The sequence below is a fragment of the Mariniflexile fucanivorans genome (assembly GCF_004341235.1).
Classification (GTDB): Bacteria; Bacteroidota; Bacteroidia; order Flavobacteriales; family Flavobacteriaceae; genus Mariniflexile; species Mariniflexile fucanivorans.
On the sequence record NZ_SLUP01000009.1, the window covers coordinates 17,085 to 34,484 of the forward strand.

The window sequence follows — 17,400 nt, forward strand, 5'->3', positions numbered from 1 at the left end:
TTATGCTTTTATTTGTGAGAAAACATAAAAAAGTTCGGTAGCTATTTGTAAACTTCTTTCCTTATATTTTTCTAGTTGAAGTGGTGTATTATCAAATGCTTTTGGGTCTTCAAAAGTAATAGGAATTCTTTTTTCAGCACCTGCAATAAAAGGACAACCACCATCCGCTTGCGAGCAAGTCATAATGGCTGCAAACTCAGATTTTGGATTAAAATCATCATCTAATTTTTTAGAAAAACCAATAATGGGATGCTCATTTCCAGCATATTTTATGGCGTAAATAGGGTTTTTTCCTTCTGAAATAGTTAAAACTTGAAACCCAGTATTTTTTAAGGTTTGTGCCGCAACAGGAAATAATGCTGTAGCTTCCGTTCCACCAGAATAACAAAACACGTTTTTTATATAGAAAAAATGTGCCATGGTTTGCGCCCAAACTTGCGATAAATGACTTCTTCGCGAGTTGTGAGTACAAATAAAGTTGATTCTAATAGCGTCTCCAGTTGCGTTTTTTTGCTGGATAAAATCTATTAATGGTTGTAAAACAATTTTACGTTCTTCAGTTATAGTTTCAGGATTTAAACTTTTAATCGTTTTTTCAATTTCTGAAAATAGGGTTGTTTGAGTTGTTATCATTATGTAGTATTGTAAATATTAATTTTAGCAACAGTTTCCGTCTGGCGAGCAACAAGGTTGATTGGTTAAATCTGCCATTTTTAATTTTGGTTTTTCAGCAGGAATTCCGCAGTTGTCTTTTGCTAAACAATCGGTTTGCTTGGTTGTTAACAAGAAATTTTCTCCGTTAAAATCGAGTCCAAATTTTTCAATTGTTTGCCCTTGATATTCGACTTCAATTTCTAAATTTTCAATGTTTAATACCTTTTCTGAAAGTTCGATGATGTTTAGTAGTTTTTCAGGATGCAGTCTGTGGTCGTAATCATTAGCATTCCAAAGTTGAAAATTCACAACAGTTTCATTACGGAGTGTGCCGCCACAATCGATAAATTTTTTGGTTATTTCTCCAATTTCAGTGACATGAAAATGATTAGGTACTAAAGTTCCATCTGGTAATTGAAACGCTATTTGGTTCAATGTCTTTAAAGCTGATTTAACTTCTGATAGTATCATAATTTATATTTATTTATTGCGATTATACGATTAATGGTTGTAAATTTTTTTAACAACAATCTGTTTTTGGAAGATCTTGATCTAAAAATTTAAGCATCACTTCTTTCATTTTAGCCCAATTTTCTGTGTTAATGCAGTAGCAAACACTTGTACCTTCTACATTGCCTTTTATAAGGCCTAAATGTTTTAATTCTTTTAAATGTTGGGAGATGGTAGGTTGCGCCAACCCAATTTCGTTTACTAAATCGCCACAAACACAGGCGTTTATTTTAAACAAATGTTCTAAAATGGCAACTCTCGCAGGATGTCCAAAAACTTTAGCAAACAGTGCAATTTCGTTTTGTAAATCGGTAAATATTTCTGTTTTGGTTAATCCCATTTTGTTTTATTATTATATTGCAATATTACGATTAATGTTTGAACTCGCAAAAAAAGAAATAATTATTTTAATGTGTTAAGTAAAGTATTTTAATTAATGGGCTTGCCATTTTTGTAGTTTTCTTCTTTTATTTTTTCTCCATTTTCATTGTAATAAACTACGAGTCCGTTTAAAGAACCATCTATATATTTAAATTTAGATTTCAAATTACCATTTTCATAGTATTCAAAACCTTCTCCATTTAGTTTTCCGTTTAAATATAAATTGGTTTCTTTTATTTTTCCGCTAGGGTAATAAAATGTAGTTAATCCTTCAGAAAAACTAGCATCATTTTTAAATTTGAAATTTTCAGTGGCAGTTAGTTTGGCAGTTATACCATCATAATATTTCCATTCATTTATTTTAAAATCTTTTTTAAATTCGCCTTCAGCTATTAGATTTCCATTTTCAGAATACTCCTTATAAGCGCCATCATATAAGCCTTTTTTCCACTCTACATTTATTTTTTCTTTACCATTGGTGTGATAGGTTATGCAATTTCCATTAAGGGCGCCTTTTTCTTCATAACATTTTATGCCATTGGTTTTGGCACCAACGACATCTAAATCAACAAATGGAACTAATGCGGTTGGTTTTAGATTTGCTTTTTTTACATCTCCGCTGTTTTCAATTTCCACTACTTTGAAAAGGCGTTTTGCGGTAGCGTATTGATATGAATAAATGCCGTAAGTGGGTATGCTACCGCCCGACATATTCCCATATCGATCCATATTATAAAAACTGTATGTTCCAGTTTGTGTAGTTTCTAGAGCGGTTGCATTATAATCAACAATAGTTTCAATATAGTATTTTCCAGGTTTTAAATTCGAAAAAGAATAATTTCCATTACGGTCGGTAGTAGTTTCTCTGCGTACATTGAAAACTTCTGGTAACAAATACACAGAGTGGATGTTGTTTTTATTTTTATTGGTTAGGTTTAGCCATTCGTGTAAATAATTGGTATAAGGAAATAATAAGATCAAGGTTCCCTCTCTTGCTAAAACGCGTTGACCAGCAACCACATCAATAGCATAAGCCATTCCTTTAATTGTAGATGCTCCTTTTTGTAAGGCGTTTTCTGCTTGATTACTATCAAAGAAAACCTGTGGATAATACGTTCTTGGGTAATTACCCAAATTTAGTTGTGCATTTGCTGTAGTGATGCATAACATGAAAAAAAAATAATATATTCCTGATTTCATAAAGATATGCTTTGATAGTATTTAGTTTTTAAAACTAGTTCTTTATAGGAACGTAAAATTCACCAGACGTTATAATTATGTCTTCATTATTACTATTTGTGATAGTGCCTGAAAAGGTACCTGAATTTTTCGAACCTGAATTATGCCAGGAAAATATAACAGTTAGTATTAACAATAAGCATATTTTTTTCATCGCATATTTTTATTTAAACAAATGTAATTTTTTTTCAGATAAAAAATAAGCTGTCTAAAAAGTGCCATTCTGTGTCATATTGAGCTTGTCGAAATATTTAACTTACTGATAATCAATTATGGTTTCGACAGGCTCAACCTGACAAAGCAAATACTAAAACACTTTTTAGTCAGCCTCTTTAATTTATAAGTATACTAAAGCGCTATTTTTTATTATTATCTGTATTAATATCGGCCATTAAATTTTTTGGATCTATTTCAACACTTTTCACTGTTTTTTTTGTTTCAAATGTATAAGTAGGGTATGCCCAAGCCCAATCGTTTACTAGGGTGGCACTTGTTGGTTTTTCACCACGCATCATTTGTAAAGGGATGTAAAAATCTTCAGTAGTATTATCTTCATATGTTACTGTAAGATCAATAGGCATAGGCATTAAGCCTAGGCGTTCTAAAGTAATTGCGTTTTCTTTTATGGTTTTTACAGCATAATCAATGGTATTGGTGGTTTGTGCAAAATCGGTTAAATACCAATCCAACTCTAAACCAGACACTTTTTCGGCAGTGCGTATAATATCATTTGGTGTTGGGTGTTTAAAAGCAAAATCGTTAAAATATTTTTTTAAGGTTTCCTTTAAGTTTTCTTCACCAATAACGTAGCCTAATTGTGCTATAAAAACTTCACCTTTATTATAGGCAGAAGCACCATACGTTCCATTAAAATTATATCTATCGGCATGTGTGGTAAGTGGTTGTTCAGCGCCCGATTTTGCTAAAGCTATATACGATTTATAAGCACTTTCAGTTGGGTTTTCTTTTCCTTCTTTCATAATCTCGTTCATAGCTAAATCACTTATATAGCTGGTAAAACCTTCATCCATCCATTCGTGTTTCGATTCGTTGGTGGCTAATAAAAATTGAAACCATGTGTGGGCTAACTCATGTGCTGTTACGCCGACTAAACTACCGTAGCGTCTTTCTCCGGTAATTAATGTGCACATGGCATATTCCATACCACCATCACCACCTTGAATTACCGAATATTGGTTGAATGGATATTTGCCAATATGCTCGCTATAATATTGCATGAGCTCAACCGTTTTAGGTTGCATTTTTTTCCAATTGCTTTTATATTCTTCCGATAGTGTTTTTTTATAGAAAAAATGAAGCAAAGGACCGTTAGGAACTTGCATGGTATCGTGAATATAATCGGGGTCTGCAGCCCAAGTAAAATCATGTACTTTTGGTGCTACAAAATGCCATGTAAGTGTTTTGCCCTTTTGTTTTTTTAGGGCCGTTGTTTCGTAACCATACCCAATATCGTTAGGGTTTTCTAAATAGCCCGTACCTCCTAAAATATAATTTTTATCGATGGTAATTTTCACATCAAAATCTCCCCAAACACCATGGAATTCACGCCCAATATAAGGATCTGCATGCCAACCTTCAAAATCGTATTCGGCTAATTTAGGGTACCATTGCGTCATTGATAACGCCACACCTTCACTGCTATTTCTACCAGAACGACGAATTTGTAAAGGTACTTGCCCATCAAAATCCATATCGAACGTCACACTTTCACCTGGTTGAATAGGTTTTGCTAAAGTTACTTCTAAAACAGTGCCTACAGTTTCGTGTTTTAAAGTGGTGCCGTTTTGTTTTAAGGAATTCACTTTAATGTATCCAATTTCATTGGGTTGAAGCTTTCCTATTCGGTCTCCAACTCTAGAGTCTGGATCTGCAATAGTTTGTGAACGCACATCCATTTCGCTTCCTGGTTGAAAGGCATTAAAGAATAAATGATAGTATACACGGTTTAAAACATCGGGCGAATTATTGGTATAGACTAAAGTTTGTTTGCCTTTATATTGATAGGTTTTTACATCCATATCAATATCCATTTTATAATCGACGTGTTGTTGCCAATAGCACGAGCTTATGGCGTTTGGAGATGTAGGGGATATGGCAGTTTGTGCCGTACTGCAATTCCATAACGCCGAAATACAAATTATGGAAAGAATGATTTGTTTCATTTGGTTAAATTTTAAGTGAGGTTTAAAATAATAAAAAAATAGATTCTGAATTTGTTTCAGAATCTATTTTTAATGGTTTATAATTTTTGATGATAAACTATTTTTGAAAATTACATAGACGTTTGAGCTGCCATAATTAAGGCATTATAAGCATTTACAATTTTGCCAGATTTAACAATATCTGCAAATGGTTTTACATTACTAGTGTCTCCGCCAACTACTACTTTAGTTTTAATTGTTAAGCCAGAATCCATAATAATTTGTTTTACTTGAGCAGCAGATAATTTTGGATAATACGAGCGAATTAAAGCCGCTACGCCAGCTACGGCAGGTGCAGCCATAGAAGTACCTCCTTTTGTATCGTATTCGTTTTCTGGAGTAGTAGAATATACTTTTGCTCCAGGAGCAAATACATCTACGTTTTGTTTTCCGTAGTTAGAAAAACTTGCAATAATGTTAGAACCATATTTAGGCTCTAAAGCACCCACTCTAATATATGAATTAGATACTTCTACACCATTTACGTTATCGTCTGGGAAGTTGTTTGCAACATCAACGTTTTCACTATCATTTCCAGCAGCGTGTACAAACACGACATCTTTATCGCTTGCGTATTTAATAGCATCACGTACCCAATCGCTGTGTGGTGAAAAACTTTTTCCGAAACTTCCATTTATTACTTTTGCACCGTTATCTACGGCATAACGAATGGCTAAGGCAACATCCTTATCATATTCATCACCGTTTGGTACGGTTCTAACGCTCATAATTTTTACGTTATTAGCAACACCATTGGCTCCTTTACCGTTGTTACGTTCTGCAGCAATAATACCAGCAACGTGTGTACCATGACTTTCGCTTTTCTTTACAGGTTTTACGTTTCCGTTTCCGTAAAATTTATTGTTCATGTTATTTGGGTCGTCACCATTTACACGTCCGTTAAAATTTTTGTTTAAATTAAAGTTTAAACGGTCGTTGATGCTTTCTAAACCATCGCTAATTTCTTTTAAAGCATCAGCCATAGAATCCATACCGTTGCTGAACATATAATTAGCAACTTGTGTTGCTTGAAGTAGCGCTTGGTCTTCGGTTTTTATAGCTTTTACTTCTTCTTTAGTATAATCTTTTTTGCCGAAATGTTTTGTTAGAACGTCGTCGGTAGATTTTATTTGTTGGTAAATTTGGTCGTATTGCGTTTTTCTACCTAACCATTTTTCATATTCTTCATTGTATAGAGCTTCCGCTTTAGCGTAATCTGGATTTTTAGTATCTCCACTTGCTAGTATGCGTACATATTCCAATTGTTCGTCATAACCATCACCTAAAAAATTCCATCCGTGTACGTCGTCTATATACCCATTGTTGTCGTCGTCTTTTCCGTTATTTGGTATTTCACCTTTATTGGTCCAAATAACATCATCTAAATCTTCATGATCGATGTCAATACCAGAGTCTATAACAGCAACAATAACGGTATTTCCTTTTTTGTTTTTTATAATTTCGGCGTAGGCTTTATCAACACTCATTCCAGGAATGGTGTCTTTCACCAAATCCAGATGGCCCCAGTTGTGTTTTTCTTTTTCAGTTAATTCTGAAACTTTTAAAGGCGAATTATCAATATTTTCAAGAGGTGTTGATAGAATATTGGCAGTGCCTCCACAGCCCGATAATAAAAGGGCTACAAAAGCCGATAGCAATAATGTTTTAATTGTTTTCATGTGTTTGTATTTGAATTAGTCACTTTTTTATAGGAAAATATCTTGCGAAGTAAAGGTCTCATTTAATCGAACCCCTTTTTCGGTATTAGTTACGGTAATAATTTCGTTGTGGGCATCGTGTTCTAAAAATAAATAGAAATTGTTTGAAGCTGCTAGATTAAGGAATTTTTCTTTTTCATTAAGCGTTAACAATGGTCTGGTGTCATAACCCATTACATAGGGTATTGGTAAATGCCCAACGGTTGGCAGTAAATCGGCCATAAAGGCGATGGTTTTATCTTTGTATTTGATAAGCGGAATCATTTGCTTATCGGTATGTCCATCTGCAAAGAAAATATCGAAACCAAGTTCAGATTTCATAAGAGTATCTTCACTTGGAAGCGATGTGAATTTAAGCTGTCCGAATTCCTGCATTGGTAGAATGTTTTCTTTTAAAAACGATGCTTTTTCGCGGTTATTGGGTTTAACGGCCCATTGCCAATGGTCGTTATTAGTCCAAAAATGGGCGTTTTTAAATGCAGTCTCATAACCCGTTTTATCACTATTCCATTTGATGCTACCACCACAATGGTCGAAATGTAAGTGGGTTAAAAATACGTCGGTAATATCATCACGATGAAAGCCATGTTTTTTTAACGAGCTATCTAAAGTATGGTCTCCCCACATGTGATAGTAGCCAAAAAACTTGCTCGATTGTTTGTTGCCCATGCCTGTATCGATCAAAATAAGCCTATTGCCTTCTTCAATAAGTAAACAACGGGCTGCAATGTCAATCATATTATTGGCATCGGCAGGGTTTGTTTTTTGCCATAACGATTTTGGTACAACGCCAAACATGGCGCCGCCATCAAGTTTAAAATTTCCAGATTCTATGGGGTATAATTGCATTTAGGGCTTTTATAGAAAAATGTCTTGCAAATTACTAAAAACGTAACTGATAAGTTGGAAATCATTAAATTTATTAGACTTTTTTAACATTTCATTTGAATAATTTGAATAAACATTCTTTTGAAACCTTTAAAAAATCAATTAGATTTATAAAAATTATTTTAAAGAATGTCAATAAAACAGATTATTGAGACCCCATTAAAAATAAAAAAAATGACTCTTTTGCGGTTTGGGCGTGATTTTAAGCCTGATGAAGAGGTTATTTTAAGAGATTATCTAGCTATTGAGCGTACTCGATTGGCTAACGAGCGTACTTTGCTTTCTTATATTCGGTCTTCACTTTATTTATTGTTGGGCGGTATTGCTTTTTTTCAATTAGAAATTTTTCCGAATTTTAAGTATTTAGCCTTTGTATCACTTTTTTTTAGTGCCCTTTTTTTTGTGATTGGAATTTATCGATTCACACTTCTAAAGAAAAGCTTAAAAAGATTGTATTATCTTTCAGAAAAAAAAGAAGATAATTGATTTTTTTATAATTAAACATCTTTAAATGTAATTATTTGGTTAACAGCTTCTTTTAATGCTCCTTATTTTTCCTTTTAGTTTTTTAATTTAATATAAAGACTTGTTTTTTGTTAAAATGATAGTTCATTATATGGTTAAATATCAAAAACCATTATAAATGGCCCTGTATGTTATAATAATTAAAAAGCATGCTATGTGAGGTTATTGGCATTTTAAATAGAATAAAAATTAGTAATTTAACGCCAAAATTGAACGTATGATAGAACTAGCAGGCATTATTATTTTAGGAATTTTGGCCCAATGGGTTGCTTGGAAGTTAAAAATTCCAGCGATATTACCTCTAATATTGATTGGATTGCTTGTAGGCCCTATTGCATCTACCTACATTAATGCTGACGGAAGTAAGTGGATAGAACCCGTTTGGAATGGTACAAAAGGCTTATTTCCGGGTGATGGTTTGTTCTATTTTGTGTCTTTGGCCATTAGTATTATTCTTTTTGAAGGAGGCTTGACATTAAAACGTTCAGAAATAAAAAATGTAGGTCCCGTAATTACTAAATTAATCACGTTAGGTTCGGTAGTCACTTTTTTTTCATCGGGAGTATTGGCCCATTTTCTTTTTAATTTAAGTTGGGATATATCGTTTTTGTTCGCAGGTTTAATTATTGTAACGGGACCCACCGTTATAACACCCATTTTAAGGAATATTCCATTAAAAAAAGATGTATCAACCGTTTTAAAATGGGAAGGCATTTTAATAGACCCTATTGGCGCTTTAGTAGCCGTATTGGTATTCGAGTTTATAAGTGTTGAAGGCGATAGTGGATTTACAAGAACAGCTCTAATAGAATTTGGTAAAATTGTCCTTTTCGGAACCACTTTTGGCTTTACATTCGCCCATGCACTGGCTTTTGCCATTAATAAGAATTTTATACCTCATTATCTTTTAAATGTAGTATCACTTTCAACTGTGTTATTGGTTTTTGTGGAATCTGAAGTTTTTGCTCACGAATCAGGATTATTGGCCGTTGTGGTTATGGGTATGGTTCTAGGAAATGGAAAGCTGGATAATATAAAAGAACTGCTTTACTTTAAAGAATCCTTAAGCGTGTTACTTATTTCTATATTGTTCATTTTACTAGCAGCCAACATCAATATGGAAGATTTAATGCTGCTTTACACCTGGAAAACATTGGCACTTTTCGGTACGGTTGTATTTGTCATAAGGCCGCTAAGTGTCTTTTTATGTACCATAGGTTCCACATTAAAGTTTAATGAAAAGCTTTTTATAAGTTGGGTAGGTCCCAGAGGTATTGTGGCTGCGGGTATCGCATCGCTTTTTGGAAGTAAATTATTAAAACAAGGTGTTGAAGGAGCCCAATATATAACACCGTTGGTATTTATGATTGTATTAGGCACCGTATTGTTAAATGCCACTACCGCACGTCCATTTTCAAAATTAATAGGTGTTTTTCTTAAAAGGTCTGAAGGTATTTTAATAGTAGGAGCTTCATTGTTTCCTAGACTTATTGGACGTTATTTGGAAGATAATGGGAGGCATGTTGTTTTAATTGACAGTAACCAAACCAATATACAATTAGCACAAGAAGATGGACTTGAAGCCATGAATACAGATATTTATTCTGATATTTTAGAGGATAATATTGAATTGAATGATGTAGGTTTTTTAATGGCATTAACAGGAAGTTCAGATATTAATAAATATGCCATCAACAAATTTTCTGCTCATTTTGGAGAAAGTGGTGCTTACAGGCTTATTACGGTTGGTGAAATAAACAATATTGAAAACAACCCAGAAGAAGGTTTATTTTCGATAAAAAACGATTATATTTCGTTAACCGAAGTTTCTAGAAAATATCCTAAAATTCATGAAATTGAACTAAAAGATAAAGCGCATTATAATGAATTGATTGAAATAACAAATAATGATGAAGATATCATTCCTTTGCTGGTTAAAGACAAGCGTGGTGTTTTAGAAATTATTTCTTCACATAACAAGGCTATAGATAAAATAGAAAAAGGCTACCAATTAGTATATCTTGGAAAGCCTTTTTCTAATAATAAACCTAAAAGAGGTATGTAAATTATTTAAGCTACAATATGAAGCTCTGTAAATTCTTTGCTTACAATTATAGTATTGTCGCCATTAAGTTTTACATCTTCAAATAAAACATCTTCATTATCTATTTGAATTTTAGAAATTTTAAATGGTAACCCATGGAATTTTATCTTTAACGTTTCGTAAGGTGTTATATATTTGCCCGATTTAAACTGTTGTATTATAACAGAACTTTCTTTTCCAACTAGTTTAAAGTCTCTTAAGCTGTATCTACCTTTAATATAATCATAACCATCTTGAGCATCCTCAAAAACTTGAGATGTTTCTTCACCTTCTTTATAATACACATCCAAAACGAGCTCATCAATCGGTTTTTCACCAACATATTGTTGTATAGGATATTTTGGTATAATGGCACCTTCTTTAATAAAAATAGGCATACTATCTAAATCTGCTTCTACCCAAAGTTCTTGACCACCTTCAAACAATTCATCGTTCCACATACTATACCAGTTTCCAACAGGGAAATACATACGTCTTCCTTTAGCGTTAGGTTCTGTAATTGGGCATGCAAGTATTTTTTCACCACAAATAAATTCATCATTTCTATAATGGGTATGGGTATCTGTTTGGTCGAATAAAACAAGTGATTTTAATATTGGTACACCTTCATTGGCGTATCTCCAAAAAGCAGTATACAAGTAAGGTAAAAGTTGATATCTTATTTCTATAAACTTTCTAACAATGTTAGTTATGTTGGTTCCAAAAGCCCAAGGTTCTTGGTCTCCGTGGTCTCCAGATGAGTGCGTTCTACAAAATGGATGAAAAATACCTAACTGAATCCAGCGGGCATACAATTCGCCATTAGGTTGTTCCGCAAAACCACCAATATCCGATCCTATAAACGAGAACCCAGACATACACATACGTTGCGCTTGAATATTTGCGATGGTTAAGTGTTCCCAACTTGCCACGTTATCACCCGTCCAGCTAGACGTGTAGCGTTGTGTACCGGAATAAGCTGCTCTTGTAATAACGAAAGGTCTTTTAGGGTAAGCGAATTTTTTTAAACCTTGATAAGTTGCTCTTGCCATTTGCATTCCATAAACGTTATGTGCTTTTCTGTGGCTACAGCGATTTCCATCATAATCGTGTCTTACATCATTTGGAAACGTTTTACCTGGCACATCCATTACCGCAGGCTCGTTCATGTCGTTCCATACGCCTTTAACACCAATATCCTCAACCAATTCTTTAAATAAATCAGACCACCATTCGCGAACTTCAGGATTAGTGAAATCTGGGAAATAACATTCTCCTGGCCACACTTTACCTTTCATGTAAGGGCCATCGGCACGTTTGCAGAAATAATCTTTATCCATACCCTCTTGGAAAACCGAATACTCTTTATCGATTTTAATTCCTGGGTCGATAATAACTATGGTTTTAAAACCATCATCTGCCAACTCTTTTACCATTCTTTTCGGGTCGGGGAAGTATTCTTTGCTCCAAGTAAAGCATCTAAAGCCTTCCATATAGTCGATATCCAAATAAATGGCATCGCAAGGTATTTGCAGTTCTCTAAATTTGCCTGTAATTTCTTTTACTTTGGCTTCTGGATAATAACTCCATTTACATTGGTGGTATCCTAAGGTCCATAAAGCAGGTAATTCGTGTGGTTTTCCTGTTAAATCGGTGTAATAAGAAACTACATCGGTCATTTGAGGGCCATAAATGAAATAATAATTCATTTCACCACCTTGTGCCCAAAAACTTGTGATGTTTCTACGTTCGTTACAAAAGTCGAAAAAGGTTCTAAAAGTGTTGTCAAAAAAGATTCCGTACGATTTCTTATGGTGCAACCCTGTATAAAACGGAATAGCCTTATAAATGGGATCTGTATTTTTACCGTATGCGTAAGAGTCGGTTACCCAATTTTCAAAACGTTTGCCTTTTAGGTTGTTATCAACAGGTTTATCACCTAAACCATAATAACTTTCGCCTTCTTGTGCTGTTTTAGACATTTTAACAATATCGCCACCAAGCTCATAACTTTCTTCCCAGTGAAAACCTAATTCATCTTCGCAAATAAGAGTATTATCTTTAACATCGTAAATTGCTGTTCTCATATCCAATTTTGCGATATGACAAGTAATTTTTGAAGTAGTAATAATGTATTTATCTACATCTTCTGTTACTTCAAGAAAATTATAGCCTCTACTGGCGTATTTGGTAATGGCGTATGAAAAATCTTTATCAAAAACACCCGTTGTAGAATATCGAAACCTTAAAATACTGTCACGTTGTACAGTAACCTGTAGCACTACATTGTTTTCAGCAGTGAACGATAATGTATCTAGATTTTTTTTATAGGAAATTATTTTTGACGGGAACATGTTCCCTTTATATTCTAATTCTGTGTTTAATATCATAAATAATGTAATAATTAAAAAAGCCAAAAATACTAAATAATAAACATGTAGATGGCTTGTTTTTACTAAAAAACAACTTGCAATATTACATAATAAGCAATATTACAAGCTGTTAATTTAATATATCTTAAAAATTTTGTTCTATTTAAATTGAAAAATAGTCACTGCTAAAGGAGGTAAGGTTATTTCTGCGGAATATTCTTTACCGTTCCAAGGTTGTTTTTTAATGGTGATTTCTTTTTTATTTGAAACGTTGCTACCACCAAATTCTTCAGAATCGCTGTTAAAAACTTCAATTAGCTTCCCTTTCACAGGAATACCAATTTTATATTTCTCTCTATGGGCGGGTGTTAAATTGCATACCACAACCACATTTTCTTCAGCCACATTACCTTTTCTTATGTATGAAATAACACAATTTTCATGGTCATCATAACTAATCCACTCGAAACCTTCACCTGAGAACCCTTTTTCAAATAGGGCAGGAGTGTTTTTGTAGAATGTGTTTAATGCTTTAAAATAATTTTGAAAGTCTTTATGTGGTTTAAATTCTAATAAATTCCAATCTAAGCTTTCTTGAAAATTCCATTCGTTGTATTGCCCAAATTCACCACCCATAAACAATAATTTAGTACCTGGGTGCGTAAACATATAGCCATACAACAGACGAAGATTTGCAAAACGTTGCCATTCATCACCTGGCATTCTGCCTAAAATAGAGTTTTTACCATACACTACTTCATCATGTGATAGCGGTAGCATAAAATTTTCTGAAAACACGTAGGCCAAACTAAAGGTAATGTCGTTTTGGTGGTATTTTCTATAAATAGGATCTTTGGCAAAATACTCCAAGGTATCGTGCATCCAGCCCATCATCCATTTCATTCCAAAGCCTAAACCGCCTAAAAATACGGGTTTTGAAACACCGGGAAATGCGGTAGATTCTTCTGCAATGGTTTGTGTATCTGGAAATGAAGCATAAATTTCTTGATTTAATTCTTTAAGAAACTCAATGGCTGCAAGGTTTTCTCTTCCCCCATAAATGTTTGGTTCCCATTCGCCATCTTCTCTGGAATAATCTAAAAACAACATGGAAGCTACGGCATCAACGCGTAAGGCATCGGCATGGTACTGTTCCATCCAAAAAGCAGCATTACTAATTAAAAACGATTTAACTTCATTTCTTTCGTAGTTAAAAATTAGGCTTTTCCAATCTTGATGGTAGCCTTTTCGCCTGTCAGGATGTTCATATAAACATGAGCCATCAAAAAAGCCTAAACCGTGTGCATCTTCTGGAAAATGAGAAGGTACCCAATCTAAAATGATACCTATATCGTTTTGATGCAGTTTATCAACCAAATATTTAAATTCTTCAGGGTATCCAAATCGTGCCGTTGGCGCAAAATAGCCTGTTAGTTGGTAGCCCCAGGACGGATCGTAAGGATATTCCATAATAGGCATGAGCTCTACATGTGTAAAATTCATGTCTTTAACGTAAGTAACCAAATCGTCTGCCAACTCATAATACGATAAAAAACGGTCTTCTTCTATATGGCGTTTCCATGAGCCTAAATGGACTTCGTAAACCGAGTATGGCGCATCTAAAGCGTTGTTTTTTTTGCGCTTTTTCATCCAATCGGTATCTTTCCACTTATAGGAATCGTCCCAAACAATAGAAGCAGTTTTTGGCGGATGCTCGCAACGGCGTGCATACGGATCTGCTTTTTCGGTTTTTATACCATTGTTATGGCTTTCAATTTTGTATTTGTAAACGGTGCCTTTACCCACTAAGGGTATAAAACCTTCCCAAATACCACTACTATCCCAACGAACATTTAATTGGTGTTCGCCTTCTGCCCAATAGTTAAAATCGCCAATTACAGACACCTGTTTTGCGCTAGGTGCCCAAACTGCAAAGTACGTGCCCTCAATCCCATCAACAGTTGTAGGGTGGGATCCAAATTTTTGATAAAGCCTATAGTGTTTACCTGCTTTAAAAAGGTTAATATCGAAGTCTGTAAATAGACTATAAACTTTTACTTGTGCCATATTTAAATTACATATCCGTTAGGGATGGTTGCTCCTTTTTTAATTACTACAATGCCTTCTTTAATAGCGTAAGTGTCTGTTTCTTTATCTTCTAGATGGTCGCCACCAATAATTTTTACATCGTCTCCAATACGACAGTTTTTATCCAGTATGGCGTTTTTAATAGTACAGCGTTCGCCAATACCCATTAAAATATCTATTTTCTTTTTATCGATTTCAAGAAGTGTTTCATAGAAATCGTTACCCATCACATAGGTTCGTGTTACCACAGAATCTTTACCAATTCTGGAACGAACGCCAATAACGGATTGTTCAATTTTTGAAGCAGCAATTAAACAACCTTCGGCAATAACTGTTTTTTCTAAAGTAGTACCAGCTATTTTTGTGGTAGGCAGCATGCGGGCATGTGTATAGATGCGTTTTGTTTTATCGTATAAATCGAATTTAGGAATATCATCCGTTAAACCAATGTTCGCTTCAAAAAACGAATCGATATTACCTATATCAGTCCAGTATCCTTCATATTGAAAGCTTAATGTTTTATGTGCATGAATGGACTGCGGAATAATTTCTTTACCAAAATCAATGGTCGATGGGTTGTTCATTAGCTCAACCAAAAGGTCTCTATTAAAAATATAAATACCCATAGAGGCCAAATAGTTACGGTTTTCTTGCTTCATCTCGTCGCTAACCTCAGAGGTCCAATCTGGTAATAAACTAGCATCTGGTTTTTCAATAAATGATGTTATTACATTTTCATCATTCGCTTTTAAAATACCAAAAGAAGTAGCGTCTTTAGCGTTTACAGGTATGGTAGCTATTGAAATTTTAGCGTTACTTTTTTCGTGGGCCTCAATCATTTTATCGTAATCCATTTGATAAAGTTGATCGCCCGATAGTATTAAAGCATATTCAAAATCATGTCTTAAAAAGTGGTGCATACTTTGGCGAACGGCATCGGCAGTTCCTTGGAACCATCCTTTATTTCCTGGGGTTTGTTCTGCAGCCAATACATCAACAAAGGCACTACTAAAAAAACTAAAATGATATGTGTCTTTAATGTGACGGTTTAGTGATGCTGAATTAAACTGCGTTAAAACAAACATGCGTTTAATATCTGCGTTGATACAATTGGAAATAGGAATATCTACTAACCTATATTTACCTGCAATTGGTACTGCTGGTTTAGAGCGTTCTTCTGTTAATGGGTGTAGTCTAGAACCTTGACCGCCACCTAAAATGATGGCTAGAACCTTGTTATTGATCATAATTAGTTAGTTTATGGATTTATATAATTTTATGTATTCTTCTGCTGAAACATGCCATGAGTGGTCTATTTCCATGATTGATTTTCGTATTTTTTTGTATTCCGATTGATTTTCATAAAGTGCTACCCCTCTATCAATCGCTTTTGTTATCTCTAAAACAGATACATTATTGTGGCAAATACCGAATCCATTTTCTTTTGAAATATCTATAACTGTATCTTTTAAACCACCAATGCTTCTAACAATAGGAATGGTGCCGTAGCGTAAAGCGTACATTTGATTTAAACCGCAAGGTTCTACACGAGAAGGCATGAGTAAAAAATCGGCGCCAGCATAAATAATATGCGATAGTTTTTCGTCGTAACCTATATAGGCATTGTATGTACCAATATAGTCATTTTTTAGCGTTTTTAACTCTTCTTCAACAAAAGGATTTCCAGAACCTAGCAATAATATATTTATGTTGTTGTTTTGTAGTGCCTGTTTAAATACTTGAGGGAATAAATCAGATCCTTTTTCGCCAACTAACCTGCCAATAAAGGCAAAAAGTGGTTTTTCAAAATCTAGATTAAAAGTGTCGCACAAATATTTTTTATTGGCATCTGCACCGGCTTTAACTGTTTTAATGTTATAATTTTTTACAATATAATGGTCGGTTTCTGGATTCCAAACATCGGTATCAATACCGTTTAATATGCCCGAACATTTGTCGCTTTCACTGCTTAACAAACTTTCTAGTCCGTTTGCAGCAAGTTTTAACTCTTCCATATAACTTGGCGATACGGTAGTAACATGCCAAGCGCATTTTATGGCAGCTGCTAACGGGTTTATGGTACCACCCCAATCTAATAACCCAACATGGTTAAAATTAAATGGCGGAATTAAGCCTACTTTTAAATGCGGGAACCAGCCTTGGTATTGCGCATTATGAATGGTTAATATGTTTGGTATTTTCCTAAAAGCTTCATACTTGTAACTTTCTTGAAGCATAAACGGAATTAACCCCGTATGGTGATCATGACAATGAATGATATCTGGGTATTTTTCCCAAACCAATAGCCAATCGAGAATGGCTATTTGAAACCCTAAAAAGCGCTCGGTATCGTCTGATGAATACACATAGTCTTTAAATAATAATTCAGGGATGTCTATAAAAAAAATATCAAAGTCTAAAGGTTTTTCCTTTAGCATTAACACGTTAAAATCGATGAGTCTGTTCCCTAAAGAAATTTGGTTACTATAAATAGTTGTAAACACATTTTCTTTAGTAAACTTATTGTTATAAAAAGGCATGATAACTTGCGAAGTTATATCGGGACTATTTTGATATTTTGGTAAAGCCCCTACAACATCGGCAAGCCCGCCTACTTTGGCAACTGGGTAGCATTCTGCACTTATGTGGATAATTGTCATAGAATAATTTTGCTTGGTCTATAAACTTACAAAATAATTGTTAATAACTTTGTTGAAATT

Annotated in this window: 13 protein-coding genes; 2 read left to right on the top strand and 11 right to left on the bottom strand. The window is 34.1% G+C overall.

Annotated features, from left to right (window positions below; translation table 11 throughout):
• The 7 genes from EV196_RS16660 to EV196_RS16690 all read right to left on the bottom strand — a co-directional run bounded on the left by EV196_RS16660 (position 1) and on the right by EV196_RS16690 (position 7,573).
• Positions 1-633, bottom strand: coding sequence for an arsenate-mycothiol transferase ArsC (locus EV196_RS16660; RefSeq protein ID WP_132218914.1), 633 nt, complete (start codon positions 631-633; stop codon positions 1-3).
• A gap of 24 nt (positions 634-657) precedes the next feature.
• Positions 658-1,125, bottom strand: coding sequence for a DUF6428 family protein (locus EV196_RS16665; RefSeq protein WP_132218915.1), 468 nt, complete (start codon positions 1,123-1,125; stop codon positions 658-660).
• Positions 1,126-1,174: 49 nt separating this feature from the next.
• Complete coding sequence (locus tag EV196_RS16670) at positions 1,175-1,504, bottom strand: ArsR/SmtB family transcription factor (protein ID WP_132218916.1); 330 nt, start codon at positions 1,502-1,504, stop codon at positions 1,175-1,177.
• Between the two features lie 89 nt (positions 1,505-1,593).
• Positions 1,594-2,745 carry a hypothetical protein gene (locus EV196_RS16675; RefSeq protein ID WP_132218917.1) on the bottom strand — a complete coding sequence of 384 codons (1,152 nt, stop codon included), beginning with the start codon at positions 2,743-2,745 and terminating at the stop codon, positions 1,594-1,596.
• A gap of 395 nt (positions 2,746-3,140) precedes the next feature.
• Positions 3,141-4,967: a M1 family metallopeptidase gene (locus EV196_RS16680; protein ID WP_132218918.1), complete on the bottom strand. Its 1,827-nt coding sequence runs from the start codon at positions 4,965-4,967 to the stop codon at positions 3,141-3,143.
• 110 nt (positions 4,968-5,077) lie between these two features.
• Positions 5,078-6,685 (bottom strand): S8 family peptidase, encoded by a 1,608-nt coding sequence (locus EV196_RS16685; RefSeq protein ID WP_132218919.1) that lies wholly within the window; start codon positions 6,683-6,685, stop codon positions 5,078-5,080.
• Positions 6,686-6,712: 27 nt separating this feature from the next.
• Entirely contained in the window at positions 6,713-7,573 is an 861-nt protein-coding gene (locus EV196_RS16690; protein ID WP_132218920.1) for an MBL fold metallo-hydrolase, read from the bottom strand.
• Between the two features lie 213 nt (positions 7,574-7,786).
• On the opposite strand from EV196_RS16690, the gene EV196_RS16695 reads away from it, so the two are divergent.
• Both EV196_RS16695 and EV196_RS16700 read left to right on the top strand, forming a co-directional pair.
• Positions 7,787-8,098 (top strand): DUF202 domain-containing protein, encoded by a 312-nt coding sequence (locus tag EV196_RS16695; RefSeq protein WP_132218921.1) that lies wholly within the window; start codon positions 7,787-7,789, stop codon positions 8,096-8,098.
• 256 nt (positions 8,099-8,354) lie between these two features.
• A complete protein-coding gene (locus EV196_RS16700) occupies positions 8,355-10,202 on the top strand; it encodes a cation:proton antiporter (RefSeq protein ID WP_132218922.1) in 1,848 nt (615 codons plus the stop codon).
• Between the two features lie 5 nt (positions 10,203-10,207).
• Here EV196_RS16700 and EV196_RS16705 read toward each other — a convergent pair whose 3' ends face one another.
• From EV196_RS16705 to EV196_RS16720, 4 genes are all read right to left on the bottom strand, one after another.
• Positions 10,208-12,610, bottom strand: coding sequence for a glycoside hydrolase family 31 protein (locus tag EV196_RS16705; RefSeq protein ID WP_132218923.1), 2,403 nt, complete (start codon positions 12,608-12,610; stop codon positions 10,208-10,210).
• Positions 12,611-12,751: 141 nt separating this feature from the next.
• Positions 12,752-14,659: a 1,4-alpha-glucan branching protein GlgB gene (gene glgB, locus EV196_RS16710; protein ID WP_132218924.1), complete on the bottom strand. Its 1,908-nt coding sequence runs from the start codon at positions 14,657-14,659 to the stop codon at positions 12,752-12,754.
• Positions 14,660-14,661: 2 nt separating this feature from the next.
• On the bottom strand, positions 14,662-15,927 hold the full coding sequence (locus tag EV196_RS16715) for a glucose-1-phosphate adenylyltransferase (protein WP_132218925.1): 1,266 nt from the start codon (positions 15,925-15,927) through the stop codon (positions 14,662-14,664).
• A gap of 6 nt (positions 15,928-15,933) precedes the next feature.
• Positions 15,934-17,340: a glycogen synthase gene (locus tag EV196_RS16720; RefSeq protein WP_132218926.1), complete on the bottom strand. Its 1,407-nt coding sequence runs from the start codon at positions 17,338-17,340 to the stop codon at positions 15,934-15,936.
• Between the last annotated feature and the right edge of the window lie 60 nt (positions 17,341-17,400).

Coding starts and splice junctions, on each gene's coding strand:
- EV196_RS16660 (WP_132218914.1), bottom strand. CDS start 633: ATGATAACAACTCAAACAACCCTATTTTCAGAAATTGAAAAAACGATT.
- EV196_RS16665 (WP_132218915.1), bottom strand. CDS start 1,125: ATGATACTATCAGAAGTTAAATCAGCTTTAAAGACATTGAACCAAATA.
- EV196_RS16670 (WP_132218916.1), bottom strand. CDS start 1,504: ATGGGATTAACCAAAACAGAAATATTTACCGATTTACAAAACGAAATT.
- EV196_RS16675 (WP_132218917.1), bottom strand. CDS start 2,745: ATGAAATCAGGAATATATTATTTTTTTTTCATGTTATGCATCACTACA.
- EV196_RS16680 (WP_132218918.1), bottom strand. CDS start 4,967: ATGAAACAAATCATTCTTTCCATAATTTGTATTTCGGCGTTATGGAAT.
- EV196_RS16685 (WP_132218919.1), bottom strand. CDS start 6,685: ATGAAAACAATTAAAACATTATTGCTATCGGCTTTTGTAGCCCTTTTA.
- EV196_RS16690 (WP_132218920.1), bottom strand. CDS start 7,573: ATGCAATTATACCCCATAGAATCTGGAAATTTTAAACTTGATGGCGGC.
- EV196_RS16695 (WP_132218921.1), top strand. CDS start 7,787: ATGACTCTTTTGCGGTTTGGGCGTGATTTTAAGCCTGATGAAGAGGTT.
- EV196_RS16700 (WP_132218922.1), top strand. CDS start 8,355: ATGATAGAACTAGCAGGCATTATTATTTTAGGAATTTTGGCCCAATGG.
- EV196_RS16705 (WP_132218923.1), bottom strand. CDS start 12,610: ATGATATTAAACACAGAATTAGAATATAAAGGGAACATGTTCCCGTCA.
- glgB (WP_132218924.1), bottom strand. CDS start 14,659: ATGGCACAAGTAAAAGTTTATAGTCTATTTACAGACTTCGATATTAAC.
- EV196_RS16715 (WP_132218925.1), bottom strand. CDS start 15,927: ATGATCAATAACAAGGTTCTAGCCATCATTTTAGGTGGCGGTCAAGGT.
- EV196_RS16720 (WP_132218926.1), bottom strand. CDS start 17,340: ATGACAATTATCCACATAAGTGCAGAATGCTACCCAGTTGCCAAAGTA.